This window comes from Mucilaginibacter aurantiaciroseus (assembly GCF_024055595.1).
Taxonomy (GTDB): domain Bacteria; phylum Bacteroidota; class Bacteroidia; order Sphingobacteriales; family Sphingobacteriaceae; genus Mucilaginibacter; species Mucilaginibacter aurantiaciroseus.
This window is the reverse complement of record NZ_JAMXOF010000001.1, coordinates 1253769-1270646: the sequence shown is the minus strand read 5'-3', so window position 1 is coordinate 1270646 and position 16878 is coordinate 1253769. Positions and strand designations below refer to the sequence as shown.

The window sequence follows — 16878 nt, the reverse complement described above, 5'->3', positions numbered from 1 at the left end:
ATTAACTGTACCTGCAAAAATACTATTCATAATCAACTTTGAAATTAGTTAAGCCTTTTTTTACAATTTTAATAATATTAACGGTTAACATAGTAGCCTCTGCAAAAACGGGGTTCCACTACATAACTGTTAAAGATACCATTATAAAAGCCGATTCTACAAAGGCCCGCAAAGTCATCCAGCCTAAATCGACAATAAAAGCAAATAACACCAAAACAAAAGGCCGTAATTTTACCGCTCCCAATACTACAACATTAAACACTCAAAGAGATACCACACCAAGCGCGGGTGGGCTAAAATCAATTTTAAAAGCCACTGCCGAAGATTCGTCCTTTATTGATAACGATTCCAAGATCAAATACTTATATGGCCGTGCACGTGTAACCTATGAAGACTTTGAGCTTGATGCCGAATACATCCGCGTTGATGAAAACAAGCACCAGATATTTGCACGTGGCGCAATCGACCCCAAAACAAAACGATACGTAGGTCGGCCTTTATCTAAATCAGGTAAAGAAAAGCCGGTAGCATCAGATTCTTTATTATTTGATTATAAAACTAAAAAGGGAAAGATCTGGAACCCAGCATCAGAGCAGGAGGGTAACTTTATATCCGGCGGCCAGGCAAAACGCTTAAACGAAACCGAGGTAGCTTACCGTAATGTAATATTCAGCACATGTGATCTGCCGTATCCCGAAACTCACTTTGGTATTGTTATTACAAAGGGTATCGGACAAAAAAACCGGATCATATCCGGCCCGGCATATTTAGAAATCGCGGGGGTACCATTGCCTTTAGGTATACCGTTCGGCTTTTTCCCCAAGCCGGACTCGCGTACATCCGGCCTTATATTGCCAACATTTGGTGAGGATCAAAAACTTGGTTTTTATCTGCGTAACATTGGTTACTACCTTGCGTTGAGCGATTATATCGACCTTACTACTATGGCTACCTTGTATTCAAAAGGATCTTACGAGATAAATACAAACGCGCGTTATCTAAAAAAATATAAATACGGAGGTAGTTTAACTTTAAGCTATGGCTCGCATAATTACGGCCTTGCCGGAGACCCGGCCATTAAAGATTTTAATATAGCCTGGACACACTCGCAAGACCCTAACGCTAACCCGGGTACAACCTTTAGTGCATTGGTTAACGCAGGTACATCAAGCTTCTACAGAAACAGCCCGGGCCAAAACAACTATAACTTAACACAGTTAACACAAAACAACTTACGTTCAGCTATATCATATGGTAAAACATGGGCGGGCACACCTTTCAACTTAAATGTTAGCTTAGGCCACAGCCAGGACCTTACCTCAAAAACGGTAACGCTGGAATTGCCTACTTTTAGTTTTAACATGGCTACATTAAGCCCTTTTGATTCTAAAAATCGTGTGGGCGAGCAAAAATGGTATCAGCGCATTACCGTTGGTTATAGCTTGGTAGGTACAAATAAATTGAATGCCATACCGGAGTCCGAATTATTTAAATCGAGTACTTTTACCAAGCGTTTGCAAAACGGTGTACAACATACTATCCCTGTTGCCTTTAATGCCACGTTTCTTAAATATTTTCAGTTTAATACGGGTATTAACTATTCCGAACGCTGGTATATGCAAAGCATCCGCAGGAGGTTTGACAGAGGTACTGTAGCAGGCCAGATATTACCGGTTACCGATACTGTACAAGGCTTTACCCGTAACTATCAATATAGCTTAAATGCAGGTGTGTCTACCAAGGTATATGGTACTATACCGTTTAGAAAAGGTAATTTAATGGCAATAAGGCACGTAACCACCCCATCTATCAGTTTTAACTATCAACCCGATTTTGGTGAACCAAGTTATGGTTATTACCGAACCGCAGTAAGCGCGGCAACTGTTCCCTACCCATACTATGCGCAACGTTACTCTATATATGAGCAATCGGTTTACGGAGGGCCGCCAATAGGTAAACAGGCAGGGATAGGTTTTTCGTTAGATAATACTATTGAGGCCAAGGTGAAACCAAAAAGCACCGACACATCGGGCGTGGCCAGGAAAATCCCGATCCTACAAGGCTTATCTTTTTCTACGTTTTATAACTTCGCGGCCGATTCACTTAAACTTGCCAATATCAATTTCTCGGGCCACACGGCAATATTAAATCAAAAGATCAATATCAACTTTAGCGGTTCGTTTGACCCCTACACTACACAGGTTCGCGATTCTATTTCCAACAACCAAGTTCAGAAATATATTAGGCGCGTAAACCGCTTCAGCTGGCAGGATGGTAAATTTCCTTTGCTGCAAAGCTTTAGTTTATCAATGAGCGGGGCCCTAAACCCGGCTACATTCAGGCCTAAAACTGTGCAGCCTGTCGGTAATACTTTGGCCACTATGGATCCTAACCAAGCTCAACGGCTTGCCATGATCAATAGCGACCCCGGCGCATATATTGATTTTAATATCCCCTGGAATATTTCTATAAACTACAGCTATTCATATTCCAACCAGGTTATAAACAGCTCTGTAAGTAATACCATAATGGTAAGTGGCGATTTAAGTCTTACCCAAAAATGGAAAATACAATACAACAGCAGTTACGATATTAAGGCAAAGCAGCTAAGTAGCGCTACCTCATTTGCGATCTATCGCGATCTGCATTGCTGGGATCTGTCTGTTCAATGGCTACCATTCGGCTTTTATAAATCATACAACGTAACCCTAAAAGTTAAGGCATCAATTTTGCAGGACCTGAAACTGAGTAAACGAAGCGATTACACCAACAATCAAAACTTTAACTAAATATGCTGGCAGAGATCATAACCATTGGCGACGAGATACTAATTGGACAAATAGTAGACACCAATTCGGCATGGATGGCTCAAAAACTAAATGAAGAGGGTATAAGAGTTAAACAGATCTCATCTATCTCAGACGATAAGCAACATATTCTTAAAGCCCTTGCCGAAGCCGCACAACGTGCAGATATTATATTGGTAACCGGTGGCCTTGGCCCCACAAAGGATGACATTACCAAATTAACGATAGCAGAATATTTTGGTGTTGGCCTTGTTTTAAATAACGAGGCTTTACAAAACGTTGAAAGTATTTTTAAAAAGTATAACCGACCGCTACTTGAGGTTAATCGCAAACAAGCAGAGGTACCCCAAAATTGCGAGATTATATTGAATAACAACGGTACTGCACCGGGTATGTGGTTTAATGTAGATGGGAAGATATATGTATCGATGCCCGGCGTGCCTTTCGAGATGAAATACATGATGGAGGAAGCTGTGATACCCAAGCTAAAGCAAACATTAAAGTTGCCGGTCATCATTCACAAAACCATATTGACGGTAGGTGAGGGGGAGTCATTCCTTGCTGAAAAGATAGCCGATATAGAGAACGATCTTCCATCAAACATAAAGCTTGCCTATCTACCAAAAATGGGGCAGGTGCGTTTGAGGTTAAGTGCCTATGGCGATGGCGAGGCATTACTAAAAAATAAGTTAGAGGAATTTGTAGCGAGGATAGTTGAACGGGTTGGCATTAATGTAGTTGCCCAGGAAGATATCCCGCTGGAAAAAGTGATCCTGAATTATATGGCAGAGCGAGGGCTTACGCTATCTGTAGCCGAAAGCTGTACCGGTGGTTATGTATCACACCTGATAACAAAGCACGAGGGATCATCACAGGTATTTTTGGGAGGGGCGATAACCTATTCAAACGGCCTGAAGGAAAATATTTTGGCTGTAAAAAGCGAAACACTTTATCAGTTTGGAGCTGTAAGCGAACAAACGGTTACTGAAATGGCCGAAGGTGCTTTGCGGCGGTTTAAGTCGGATTTTTCGGTAGCAATAACCGGCATTGCAGGACCGGGGGGCGGCAGCGACGATAAGCCCGTGGGCACTGTATGGATAGCGGCGGCAAAAACCGGCAAAACCGTAGTAAAGAAATTCACATTCGGTAACAAGCGCGCGCAAAACATCGAAAGGAGTGCTGTAGCAGCCTTTTTTATGTTGATTACTTTACTTAAAGAAAATTAGCGGACCCGGTTTAATTCTATATTTTTGAACTAAGAACTATTGTTTCGTTATGGCCAAATACCAATTATTACTGCCAAAAATGGGGGAGAGCGTTGCGGAAGCAACGATAATCAAGTGGACAAAAAAACCGGGCGATTATATAGAAGCAGATGAGGCAGTTATGGAAATTGCTACCGACAAAGTAGATTCGGAAGTCCCGTCACCAGTTTCAGGAAAATTAATTGAACAGCTTTTTAAGGAGGATGAGGTTGTACAGGTAGGTTCTGTAATAGCCATCATAGAAACTGACGAAGTCGACAGCATTGATGCACCGCCACCTATTCCGCAACCCGAAAAAGAAGCTGCACCAGAACCTGAGCATAAAATTACCCAAACGCCCGAACCTACACCGCGGCCAGTTGCAGAACAATCACCACAATTTTTAACGCAGCCAACTCCTCAGCCCGTAGCTGAAGAACCTGCAACTGCACCAGGTGTTGATATTCCCGGCATCAATCAAATTGAACAAAGAGAAAATACACCTGTTGACGGCGTAAATTATAGTAACCGCTTTTACTCGCCATTGGTAAAAAATATAGCCAACCAGGAAAGTATTAGCAATAACGAACTTGACCAGATTCCCGGTACAGGCGCCGAAGGTCGTTTAACAAAAGACGACCTGCTGGAGTATATCCAAAAACGTGGTTCAAGGGTTTCTACACCACAACCAGGCTATACCCTACCGCAAGTTGCTCAACAACCAAGCGTACCTGCACAGCCAGTACCTGAGCCGGCATACTTTGCACCAACACCACAGGTAGAAACACCTAAACCGGCATCGCAGCCAAAACCCTCACATGAACAAAATGCTGCACCACAGACCGAAGCCCCTAAAGCCGCTTCGCAACCTGCTGCAACATCAGTATCAGGAGGGCAGGAGATTATAGAAATGGACCGCATGCGCAAGCTTATTGCTGAACATATGGTTTACAGTAAGCATACATCGCCACATGTAACCTCGTTTGTTGAGGCCGATGTTACCGAACTTGTGCTATGGCGAGAGAAAATTAAAAACTCATTCGAGAAACGTGAAGGCGAAAAAATAACCTTCACCCCGATATTTATTGAGGCGGTTGTAAAAGCAATAAAAGATTTCCCGATGATCAACGTATCTGTTAACGGTACCCAGATCATCAAGAAAAAGGATATCAACATCAGTATGGCAACTGCTTTGCCAAGTGGAAACTTAATTGTACCGGTTATTAAAAAAGCAGATGAGTTAAGCCTGATAGGCATAACCAAAGCTGTTAACAACTTGGCGAACCGTGCCCGTAACAATAAACTACAGCCCGATGATGTACGCGATGGTACGTTTACCATCACTAACGTAGGTTCGTTTGGTAACGTAATGGGTACACCCATTATTAACCAGCCACAGGTAGCCATATTAGCAGTTGGCGCCATTAAAAAGAAACCAGCCGTTATAGAAACACCAAAAGGTGATGCAATAGCAATCAGGCACATGATGTTCTTGTCATTATCGTATGACCACCGCGTTGTTGATGGTGCGCTGGGCGGACAATTTGTAAGCAGGGTAGCCCATTACCTGGAAAACTGGGACACTAACAGGATTTTATAGTTACAGAAATATATAGTTAATTTAATTTGTGAGTTCTACAAAAACAAAGGCTTCTATTACGGAAGCCTTTGTTTTTTATTGTTATTCGGTAACCGTGCTTATATGTAAGGTTTTTTCATGCTTATCAAAATCCCTGGTAAGCATTTCATAGATTATTTTTAGCCACAATATTAAGCAAGGGAAGGCCATCAAAGCGTAGGGTATTATATAATTGACCCGTATATATCTCGGCATTACATCCGAAGTTGAAAAGCTTGAAAAGACAACCGCAAATACAATAAGTAAACGTTCGAAACTGGTAATTGGCCTGTCTAAATTAACGAACCAGATACCTACACCTATAAATGCAATAATATAGGTTGGCGGCTCGGACCCGGTACTAAATATTACCGTAAATATTAATGTAGATGCCAGTAGCAGTAGTTGATATTTGGAGTTGCGCCAATGTTTTATACGCAGCATTGATGCACCAAACAGCAGTATACCTGGCACCAATGTAAATAAGTTAGCCAAGTTTTTAACCATAAATATTTTAGTGACCATCCCCATTACGCTTACATTACCTCTGGTAGAAACTAGGTTGGCGGTGTTTTTTGCAAGCAGGTCTGGATACCAGTCGCTATAGGTTTTTAAAATATAATGTGGGGATGACACCAGCATTGGCAATGCAAATAACACTACCGACCAAAATATAAGGCTCAAAATAAATTTAACCTTATTATCTGCGAAGAAGAAGAACGCCAAACCAACAATGCCGTATAATTTAATTGCAGTACCCAGAATGATCATCAGAGCAGCCCAAAAATCCTGCTTATTCCTAATAAATATAAAGCTAAAAATTACCAGCGCTGCAATTAGAGGGTTTACCTGAACGTTACCCGACGAGCCCATCATACTATTTATATTAAGTAACAGTATAACCAGCTTTTGCGAATTATTTAAAGGCAGTTTCGATACAGCATAATACAGTATAAAAGTTAAAAACATCACCCAAAGTATTACGCCAATTTGGTTTGGCAATACGGCAAAAGGAGCTATAACCAATCCAAATACCGGCCCGTAATGGTTAAGGTCGAAATAGTATTGTGGTTCGGGGCCAAACAAGCTTTGCTCATGTATAAGATTTAAAAAGTTATGCTTATAAATAATATAATTATTATGCGTGGTAAGCTTGTTCTCGGGATGTATAATAATATCTTTCGCTACAGCAAAAAAACTTAAGCCAAACCAAAGCGTAAGTATAAAACGTTTATCGAACAGGATGCTTTTTAGCTTTTGCATAACAGGGTTTAAGATTTTTGCAATGATACGTAATGACAGGTAAATACAGAAATGAGAAACTCTAAACAAAAAAGAGATTGCCCGGCATTACCGATCCAATCTCTTTGTAATATTATGTGTGCAAGTTTCTATGCTTCGGCTGTTTATAGCTTTTCTGCAGCTAAGGTAACACCGGTTAACTGATCGGCAAAGGCCACGAAAGCTTTTGTATCTGCTATGCGCTGCTGGTTATCAATAAGCTTTTGCAGGTTTATTTTACCTATCACAAACTTATAGCTGCCCGAGTAAAAACGTTCGTGGATGTGCTCAAATTCTAAAGCTTCAACCAAACCTTCATCCTCGTAACGCAGATATATATTAACTTCTACATTGTTGGTGAATTGCAGATTATTTACACCCTTAGCTTTTTTGTATTCGTATTGATAATCGTAACGTAAGGCTGCTATATCTGATAGTACCGCAGAACCGGTTGGATGGCCGCCTGCACCTTTACCAAAAAAGAATTGTTGATCGGCAAAGGCTGCCTGTACGGTTACACCATTATATTCATACTCCACGTTATATAAAAACTCGGTTTCATTCACAAACTTAGGTAAAACAAAAAGAGTAACGTGCTTATCGTCAAGTTCCTTAGCAACCGGTACCAGCTTTATTTTTAATTTCTTCTCGCGGGCGTATTGCAGATCATTTGGTGACAAGTTTTTGATGCCTATGTTCAATACATCCTCAGGGTTGATCACAACACCATAGGCATGTGCTGCCGCGATGATCAGTTTATACTTGGCATCGTAGCCGCCAACATCCATTGTCGGGTCGGTTTCGGCAAAGCCAAGGATCTGTGCTTGTTTAAGTGCAGTATCGTAATCAAGGTTTTCTAAATAACCTTTAGAAAGAATGTAATTTGATGACCCATTAAAGATACCGCTGATAGAGTGGAGCAATTCATTGTCATAATATTCCTCCAGATTACGGATGATAGGGATACTGCCACAAACCGCGCCTTCGTATAATAAAGAAGTTCCGTGGATCTGTTGAAGTTCTATCAACTCATTCAGGTAAGTAGCAATCATTTTTTTACTGGCCGATACTACGTTTTTGCCGGTGCTTAACGCACGTGATACAATTTCGAAAGCAGCTTCGGTATCATTTATCAGTTCAATCACGGTATTTATTTCCGGGTTGTTCAGAATCTCGTCACGATCGGTTGTGAAAAGTTCTTTCGGTAACGAACGTTCTTTGCCCGGGTTTTTAATGGCAATTTTAACGATTTCGATGTTCAGATCTTTTGTTTTGATGATATCGTACAATCCCTGGCCCACAATTCCAAATCCGAAGAGGCCTATATTCAGTTTCTTGCTCATTAAGCTATTTTTTGTAATTCTATTATTTTTCCTTTTACATCGGTTTTAAAAAACGATGTGATGATGTTTGTTAAGTCTTTTGTTTCAATTAAAAATCCATCGTGTCCATAAAACGAATCCAATTCGGCAAAGACCGATTTTGGGATATGCCTAAACAGGTATTGCTGCTCTTCGATAGGAAATAACACATCCGATTTGATGCCGATAACCAATGTACGTGCTTTTATCAAACTCAATGCTTTATCAACCCCATGCCTGCCTCGGCCTATGTTATGTGAATCCATCGCCTTAGATAGATACCAGTAACTGTAGGCGTTAAAACGGTTTACTAATTTTTCGCCCTGGTAACCTTGGTAAGTTGATGCTTTAAAGTTATCAGTAGTATCATCGCCATCTTCCTGCTGTGTGATGCCGTAAGTTTTATAACTACGGTAAGATAGAAGCGCTATGCTTCGCGCCGCTTTTAAACCTTTACTGCCACCATCTGGTGCGCCGGCGTAAAAGGTACGATCGGCAATGATAGCCAAACGTTGCGACTCATTAAAGGCAATGCCCCATGGTGAATGATTCGCATTCGTTGCTATCAATATCAGGTTTTTGATGCGTTCTGGCTCAATAATACTCCACTCTATAGCCTGCTGGCCACCTAATGATCCACCTAATAAAATTTCTATATGATCGATATCTAAATGATCAGCCAATAATGTATGCGCCTTTACAATATCACGAATGGTAAACTCCGGGAAAGCCAGGTAATATGGCTGACCTGTATTCGGATTAGTATCAAGAGGGCTAACTGTACCATAAGGCGAGCCTAACACATTAGCACAAACAATAAAATGTTCGTCGGGATTAAAGTGGTCTTCGGGGCCGAAAAGTCCTTCCCACCAGTCAAAAACATCAGAATTTGCAGTGAGGGCATGGCATACCCACACCACATTATCCCGGTTTTTATTAAGGCTTCCATAGGTAGTAAAGCCAATTGTAAGTCCTTGCAGTTTCTGGCCGGATTCCAGTTCAAACGTTCCGGTATATGTAAAACTTTGTGTGCTCATTTGTTATTATTCGTTATTGGGGAGCAGTTGGCTAAAACAACCGCCCCCATAATAACATCACTTAAAAAACTAAAAAATTCTTATGCTAATTCAAGCTGCTGTATTTTGGCAAATGCCTGTTCAAAATCAGCTTTAATATCATCTATATGTTCAATACCAACCGCCACGCGTAATACGCCCGGCAGTACTCCCGCAGAGATCTGCTCAATGTCTGATAATTGCTGATGCGTAGTAGCCGATGGTTGTATAATTAATGTTTTTGCATCGCCAACATTGGCTAAATGGCTAACTAATTGAAGATTGTCAATCAAGTTATTCGCCAATTCCTTGTCTCCTTTTATCTTGAACGACAATACCGCGCCAAAGCCATTTTTTAGATATTTTTTGGCAAGCGTGTGATATTCAGAAGATTCTAACCCCGGATAATTAACCGATTCTACCTGCGGGTGTTTTTCCAGCCACTTGGCCAATTCAAGCGTATTATCTACATGGCGCTGTACTCGCAGGGATAAGGTTTCCAATCCCTGGATATTTAGCCATGAATTGAATGGTGATTGCGAAGGGCCGAAATCCCTCAAACCCTCCACACGGGCACGAATAATAAAGTTAATGTTGCCAAACGGACCGTTAACACCAAATACATCATTAAATACTAATCCATGGTAACCTTCGCTTGGCTCGGTAAATTGCGTGAATTTGCCGTTACCCCAATTATAAGTACCGCCATCAACAATAACACCGCCAACGCTTGTTCCATGTCCGTTTATCCATTTGGTAGTAGATTCCACAACCACATGCGCGCCATGTTGTAATGGGCGGAACAGGTACCCACCTGCCCCGAAGGTATTATCAACTATCAACGGCAGATCGTGCTTTTTGGCTAATGCCGCCAATTTTTCAAAATCGGGAATACTGAATCCGGGGTTACCAATAGTTTCTGTATAAATAGCTTTGGTTTTATTATCGATGTGTTTTTCGATATTTTCGGCTGTATCGTCTTGGGCAAAACGTACTTCGATCCCCAAACGTTTAAAAGCTACTTTGAATTGATTGTATGTACCGCCATATAAAAAAGGAGAAGTAACAAAGTTATCACCGGCCTGTAAAATATTATTTAAAGCTATGAACTGCGCCGCTTGGCCTGATGCTGTTGCTAAAGCCGCTATACCACCTTCAAGAGCAGCAATGCGCTTTTCAAAAACATCGGTAGTGGGGTTCATTAAACGGGTGTAGATGTTGCCAAATTCCTTTAGCGCGAAAAGATTTGCGCCATGCTCGGCATTTTTAAATACGTATGAAGATGTTTGAAATAATGGTACTGCACGGGCACCTGTGGTAGCATCAACTTCCTGACCGGCATGTAGTTGAAGTGTTTCAAATTTTAAGTTAGACATGTTCTGTAGATTAAGAGTTTTTAATTGGAAATGTTAAGATTACGGCAGGATAGAACTATCCCATTCGGCAGATCACGTATTTTTCAGGAAAATAGAAAAGGGAACGTGTTAGCGAATTAACAGCAGCAACAACACATAATAATACAGCCTTGAGATTGGTTGTATACTAAAGTTAGGGCCGATAGGGCCTGAAATGTATTTTTTTGTAGGTAAGTTAAACTTTTCATGATTAAAAATTTATATCCCCCGGTTAACTATTCTCCGGGACAGGAATTGGCACCTTCTACACCGTGTAGGGTTGCCAGCGGTTCTCTGAGCCTGATCTCTCGCCGCTTCTTTATAAACCAAAATTCGTGTAAGGGAAAATTGATCGTAGTATTGCTATCAAATAATGTTTCAAATATAGGGTAATAGGAATTTATAATCCAAATTAAATTTTAATTTTATTGTAAATAATGCTTAAAATAGGCAAATTAAAATCATTTTATGAAACTCTCTTTCAGCATTGCACTCATTTTAATCAGTTATAATATAAATGGTTTTGCCCAAAAAGCTATCGTAAATGGCATATCCATCAACGGTGTAACTCTTTGTAAAACAAAAATTAAAGATTTAAAAGAGAAATATATCGATGTTAAAGAACTTGCGATTGGAGAAATGGATTTGCAAAAGAATTGCTTTGGGCAAGATTCGAGATTTATTGCCGGGAAAGGGTTCAGTTTTGAAAAACTGCCGGAGATGATATTTCAAACAAGCCAAACTTCAGGACTCGTTAGTAAAATACGTTTAACTAAGCTATATACCGGAGTTTTGCCAGATGGTAAAACTATTGATATGAGTAAATTGGTTTTAGGGGATGTTATTAAATTATACCCGCAGTTTAAAAACAAATGGAAATCGAGAGATTGTTCGGGCTATTGGAATTTTTCTAACGATACTATATCATTTTACGTAAAGATTGATAAGGCAAAACAACCGCAATTCCCTATTGATAAGGCTTATTATATGAATAAGCCTATTGAAGGTATCGATATTATATCATCATGTTACGATCAGGAGAATAACAAGGATTTTGATGTATCGGTAATTCCTGCCGACCCAATATTTTATGTCGACAGCGTGAAAGTGCTTAAAGCCGACCTTATGAAATATAACCCTGATGATATAGTTATGTTGACAGTTTACAAAGATGCCAACGCTATTGAGCTTGGCGGGCCTGAAGCAAAATACGGACTAATCTACATTGAGACTAAACAGTTTGCCAAAAAGCGTTATTGGAATTTTTTTAGCTCAAAATCTGCAGAGTATACAAAGGTCGTTCCTTCTGCAACAGAGGATGCAAACGTGCAATATATTTTAAACAAACGGGTTTTAACAAAAAGCTACGAGGGCGACCTGGCTTCGATCAACGATAAAACATTTAAAGAGATCCGAATAATTAGTAAAAATGATTTGTTTAAAAACTTTGGTGTTAAAGACAAAGCCTACGGTATTATCATCATTTCCGACGCACCACCGAACCTTAAAAACGGGAAAGATTAATTCTAAACAATTATGCCATAGCCTGCGCCAGATCAGCTATCAAATCATCAATATGTTCCAACCCAACAGAAACCCGCAATAAATTAAATGGCGTTTTTGTGTCGGGTCCTTCCACGCTGGCACGGTGCTCTATCAAACTTTCAACACCGCCCAGGCTGGTTGCCTGGGTAAATATTTTGAGAGCATTAACTACTTTTTTCGCTTCCGCTTCGCCGCCTTTTAGGGTAAATGACATCATGGCACCTGGAAGATTCATCTGAGTTTTAGCAATATCATATTGCGGATGCGACGGCAAGCCGGGATACATTACCTGCTCTACATTTGGATGTTTCTCTAAAAAAGCGGCCAGAAGTTGTGCATTGTGCACGTGGCCATTAACACGGTAAGGCAGGGTTTTAATACTACGCACCAGGTAGTAACAATCCATAGGAGAGGGCACCGCGCCGCCCATGGTTTGTACATTGCGGATCTTTTCCCACCATTCGTTTTTCTCAGCGGTAATTAATGCGCCGCCCATCAGATCGCTGTGGCCGCCAAAGTATTTGGTGGATGAATGCATCACCAAATCGGCACCCAAAGCAAGCGGATTTTGACAAATAGGTGTGGCAAAGGTATTATCACACACAACTTTTATATTGTGCTGACGGGCTATCGCCACTACCTTTTTAATGTTGGTAATTTTTAATAATGGGTTAGATGGCGTTTCTATCCATATCACTACGGTGTTGGGTTTAATATGTGCCTGTAAAACATCACTATCATTCACATCTACAAAATCAAACTCCAATATCCCCGCAAAAAGTGCCTTTAGCTGGTTACGCAAGCCATGATACATATCATCCGGCGCAATGATATGCGTGCCCGGCTCCAATGATTGGAAAACCGACATGCCTGCTGCGTTACCAGATGAAAAAGCCGCAGCCTCAACACCGCCCTCTAATTGTGCCAACACATTTTCTAACGAAGTTCGGTTAGGGTTGGCGGAACGGCTGTATTGATAGCCCGCAGCAAATCCGCCATCCGCATCGCGCTCAAACGTAGTTGACATAACAATGGGTTGTACAACTGCTTTTGTTGAGGCATCGGTATGGTTACCTGCATGGATGGCGATGGTTTCTATTTTCATGATGGTGCTAAATAACAGCAATTATTTGAATATTTAATAAAATAATTAAGTGTATCTAACATGTTTTTACTTTAAAATAAACTCATTTATTACATGAATTAAATTGAAAAAAAATATAGGCTGCTTTTAATTTCGCTAATAATAACATCACTAATATCATCCTGCTCAAAGGACAGTTCTTTTCCAGATAACAATAAGTTAAATGACAGTTTTAATGCATAGGCTTTATTTAAAGCCCGGATCAGCAACTCCTACACTGTAATGCACTTTGCTAAAGAGTCGATTCTTAACTACGAGACCAGAATGACTTTGGTTAATGGTCGTGTAACAGCCAGGGTTCTATATTATCATGAAACCGTTATACAAATATTAGGTAATACTACCAGAGTTACTAAACAATGGGAGGACGATACAAGCAACTTGGGTTCTCATGATAATGGGGCTGATGCTATCACAATTGACAAAGTATATAACCTTGCAAAAATATCATGGCCTAATTTAGAAGCCAAAACCAACGAGATTTTATGAGAAACTAATAACGATTGCATGATATCAACTGCGGTTTCACTGCCAAAAGATTACCAATGTGCAATGACTGGGATTTATATTATATCAATTAATTCTATGTAACCACACTGTCATAGTTAAGTGTTCAAACACTCATTATACTGATACTTCCGTTTTAGAATTAATTCAAATTGTTACATTTGCTTAAATTTTTTTATGATGGAAGTATCAGATAATTTTCTGGTTTTGCTGAATAACCCTCAGCTTTTACCGGCACTAAAACAGATTGCTGAGAAGGTACTCCATAATCAGCGCATCACATTTGAAGAAGGCGTTCTGCTTTACGAAAAGGCCGAACTTGGTTATCTGGGAGTACTTGCCAACTACATACGCGAACAAAAACACGGTGATAAAACATACTTTAACCGCAATTTCCACATAGAGCCAACCAACCTTTGTGTTTACGATTGTAAATTCTGTTCTTACTCGCGCCTCATAAAACAACGTTCCGACGGATGGGAGTACACGATGGAAGAAATGCTGGATATTGTTAAAAAATACGATGAGCAGCCGGTTACAGAAGTGCACATTGTAGGTGGTGTTTTACCGCAGTATGATGTTGCTTTTTATTCGGAATTATTTAGCAGGATAAAAGCACACAGGCCTGATCTGCACATTAAAGCATTAACACCTGTTGAGTATCATTACATCTTTAAAAAAGCTAAGATAGAATATGCTACAGGCATGAAACTGATGAAAGATGCTGGTTTGGAATCTATGCCGGGCGGAGGGGCGGAAATCTTCCATCCTGAAGTGCGCGATCTGATAGCCAAAGATAAATGTACCGGCGACCAATGGTTGGCTATCCACGAAGAGTGGCACAAATTGGGTATGCGCTCAAACGCTACTATGCTTTATGGCCATATCGAAAAATTTTATCATAGGGTTGACCACATGGAGCAACTACGCCAACTGCAGGATAAAACAAGCGGTTTCCAAACGTTTATTCCGTTGAAGTTCCGTAACCAGGATAACCAAATGAGTAATGTGCCGGAATCGACTGTAGTTGAAGATTTACGTAATTATGCTATCGCACGTATCTACCTGGATAATTTTGACCATATAAAAGCTTACTGGGCCATGATCAGCCGTACCACCGCGCAACTATCACTTAACTTTGGGGTGGATGATATCGACGGTACGCTTGATGATACTACGAAGATATACTCGATGGCTGGCGCAGAAGAGCAAAAACCGGCCATGAGTACCGAAGAATTAGTAGAGCTGATCAAAAATGCAGGACGCTACCCAATAGAGCGCGATACGCTTTATAACCTGGTGACCGATTACAATGATTACCATTTTCCTGATGAAGTAAAACCGCGCTTTTACAAATTGCCGGTTATAAATTAGTTTATTGGTTTATTAATTAATTAATTAATTGGTGTTAACCGATTGACCGATGGTTAATAATGAACATACGGACCAATGAACAAATGAACTATTGAACAAATGAATAAAGTAGAAAAGACATTATATATAGTACGCCACGGGCAAACGGATCTTAATAAGCAAGGCATTGTACAGGGCCGCGGCCGCGATACCGATTTAAACGACGAAGGCCGCTACCAGGCCGACCTTTTTTACCAGGCTTACAAGGAAGTACCTTTCGATAAGATCTACATATCCGAACTAAAGCGCACTCAGCAAAGCATCCAGCAGTTTATAGACCTTGGCTTGCCATACGAAAGGCTGGAAGGTTTGGATGAGCTTGCCTGGGGCATCCACGAAGGACAACCCGCCACGCCCGAAACCAAAGCCGCGTTTTTAGACCTGATGCGCAATTGGTTAGAGGGTAATCTCGATACTAAGTTTAAAGGTGGCGAAAGCCCTAATGAAGTAAAGGCAAGGCAACTACAGGCGCTCGATATTATGATGAGTCACCCTGAAGAGAAAAATGTATTGGTATGTATGCACGGCCGTGCATTACGTTTGCTGATGTGTATTTTAACAGATCTGCCGCTTACGCAGATGGATACCTTTCCGCACCAAAACCTTGTGCTTTACAAGGTAACTTATGATGGCAGTCGTTTCCGCATTGTGGAAGCCAATAACGCATTGCATTTGAAAAATTCATAGAGAACGATAAGTGAAAAAGATAAGAATATCTGCCGTTAGTTATACTAATACCAAACCCTTTTTATACGGCCTACAACATTTCGATATTAAAGATAAGATAGACCTAAGTCTTGATATGCCATCAGACTGTGCCCAAAAACTAATAGATGATAAGGTTGATATAGGTTTAATACCTGTGGCCGCTACTTTAAGCCTGCCCAAATGGGAGATTATATCTAACTATTGTATTGGCGCTGTTGGCGCAGTAAACTCCGTATTTGTATTCAGTAATTGCGATATAAAGGATGTGAAGCACCTACAACTCGACCCGGAATCGCGCAGCTCAAATAACTTGGCAAAGGTACTATTAAAAAACTTTTGGAAAATACAGCCCGAGTTGATTACAGGTGCCTATGACTATTCCACTTCGCAAGATGAGCAAACTGCCTTTGTACAAATTGGCGACCGTACATTCGGTAAAAAAGATCAGTACAAATATGTTTATGACCTTTCTGAAGAATGGCAAAAATTTACCGGGCTACCGTTTGTATTTGCCGCGTGGATAGCTAATAAACCCGTCTCCGAGGAGTTCATTAAAGAATTTAACCAGGCGCTTCGCCATGGCCTTGCCCACAGGCACGAGCTTTTAAAAACCCTGCCTCAACGCGCAGATTTTGACCTGGAAGATTACTTGATGCACAAACTCGATTTTGATTTAACCGAGGATAAGAAGAAGGCGTTGTATCTGTTTTTGGATTATATAAAAGCGTTGTAAATTACATTTGTCATGGTGGCCTGTCGAACTACTTACTTATAGTATAATTCTTCGACAGTCTCATAATG

At 40.6% G+C, this 16878-nt stretch carries 12 protein-coding genes and 1 riboswitch; of the genes, 7 read left to right on the top strand and 5 right to left on the bottom strand.

Annotated features, from left to right (window positions below; translation table 11 throughout):
- The first annotated feature begins 38 nt into the window (after positions 1-38).
- The 3 genes from NAF17_RS05920 to NAF17_RS05910 are packed head-to-tail and all read left to right on the top strand — an operon-like array spanning position 39 to position 5651.
- Complete coding sequence (locus tag NAF17_RS05920) at positions 39-2789, top strand: putative LPS assembly protein LptD (protein WP_252757052.1); 2751 nt, start codon at positions 39-41, stop codon at positions 2787-2789.
- 2 nt (positions 2790-2791) lie between these two features.
- Positions 2792-4033, top strand: coding sequence for a competence/damage-inducible protein A (locus NAF17_RS05915; protein ID WP_252757051.1), 1242 nt, complete (start codon positions 2792-2794; stop codon positions 4031-4033).
- A 49-nt stretch (positions 4034-4082) separates the two neighbouring features.
- Positions 4083-5651: a 2-oxo acid dehydrogenase subunit E2 gene (locus NAF17_RS05910; RefSeq protein WP_252757050.1), complete on the top strand. Its 1569-nt coding sequence runs from the start codon at positions 4083-4085 to the stop codon at positions 5649-5651.
- A gap of 81 nt (positions 5652-5732) precedes the next feature.
- Here the strand turns inward: NAF17_RS05910 and NAF17_RS05905 are convergent, their stop codons facing one another.
- The 4 genes from NAF17_RS05905 to NAF17_RS05890 form a co-directional block, all read right to left on the bottom strand.
- The gene (locus NAF17_RS05905; RefSeq protein ID WP_252757049.1) at positions 5733-6932 is read right to left on the bottom strand and encodes a glycosyltransferase family 87 protein; all 1200 of its coding nucleotides are present in this window, start codon (positions 6930-6932) and stop codon (positions 5733-5735) included.
- Between the two features lie 143 nt (positions 6933-7075).
- The gene (locus NAF17_RS05900) at positions 7076-8293 is read right to left on the bottom strand and encodes a homoserine dehydrogenase (protein WP_252757048.1); all 1218 of its coding nucleotides are present in this window, start codon (positions 8291-8293) and stop codon (positions 7076-7078) included.
- Positions 8293-9348 (bottom strand): homoserine O-acetyltransferase family protein, encoded by a 1056-nt coding sequence (locus NAF17_RS05895; protein ID WP_252757047.1) that lies wholly within the window; start codon positions 9346-9348, stop codon positions 8293-8295. The genes NAF17_RS05900 and NAF17_RS05895 overlap by 1 nt, the downstream gene beginning before the upstream one ends.
- Before the next feature lie 80 nt (positions 9349-9428).
- Complete coding sequence (locus NAF17_RS05890; RefSeq protein ID WP_252757046.1) at positions 9429-10742, bottom strand: O-acetylhomoserine aminocarboxypropyltransferase/cysteine synthase family protein; 1314 nt, start codon at positions 10740-10742, stop codon at positions 9429-9431.
- A 234-nt stretch (positions 10743-10976) separates the two neighbouring features.
- Positions 10977-11088, bottom strand: a riboswitch (SAM riboswitch).
- Positions 11089-11228: 140 nt separating this feature from the next.
- Here NAF17_RS05890 and NAF17_RS05885 point away from each other — a divergent pair.
- Positions 11229-12284: a hypothetical protein gene (locus tag NAF17_RS05885; protein WP_252757045.1), complete on the top strand. Its 1056-nt coding sequence runs from the start codon at positions 11229-11231 to the stop codon at positions 12282-12284.
- Positions 12285-12294: 10 nt separating this feature from the next.
- Here NAF17_RS05885 and NAF17_RS05880 read toward each other — a convergent pair whose 3' ends face one another.
- Positions 12295-13410, bottom strand: a complete 1116-nt coding sequence (locus tag NAF17_RS05880) for a trans-sulfuration enzyme family protein (RefSeq protein ID WP_252757044.1) — start codon at positions 13408-13410, stop codon at positions 12295-12297.
- Positions 13411-14136: 726 nt separating this feature from the next.
- On the opposite strand from NAF17_RS05880, the gene mqnE reads away from it, so the two are divergent.
- The 3 genes from mqnE to NAF17_RS05865 all read left to right on the top strand — a co-directional run bounded on the left by mqnE (position 14137) and on the right by NAF17_RS05865 (position 16810).
- Positions 14137-15330 carry an aminofutalosine synthase MqnE gene (gene mqnE, locus NAF17_RS05875; RefSeq protein WP_252757480.1) on the top strand — a complete coding sequence of 398 codons (1194 nt, stop codon included), beginning with the start codon at positions 14137-14139 and terminating at the stop codon, positions 15328-15330.
- A gap of 99 nt (positions 15331-15429) precedes the next feature.
- On the top strand, positions 15430-16056 hold the full coding sequence (locus tag NAF17_RS05870) for a histidine phosphatase family protein (protein WP_252757043.1): 627 nt from the start codon (positions 15430-15432) through the stop codon (positions 16054-16056).
- A gap of 10 nt (positions 16057-16066) precedes the next feature.
- Positions 16067-16810, top strand: a complete 744-nt coding sequence (locus NAF17_RS05865; protein WP_252757042.1) for a menaquinone biosynthetic enzyme MqnA/MqnD family protein — start codon at positions 16067-16069, stop codon at positions 16808-16810.
- Positions 16811-16878 lie beyond the last annotated feature (68 nt).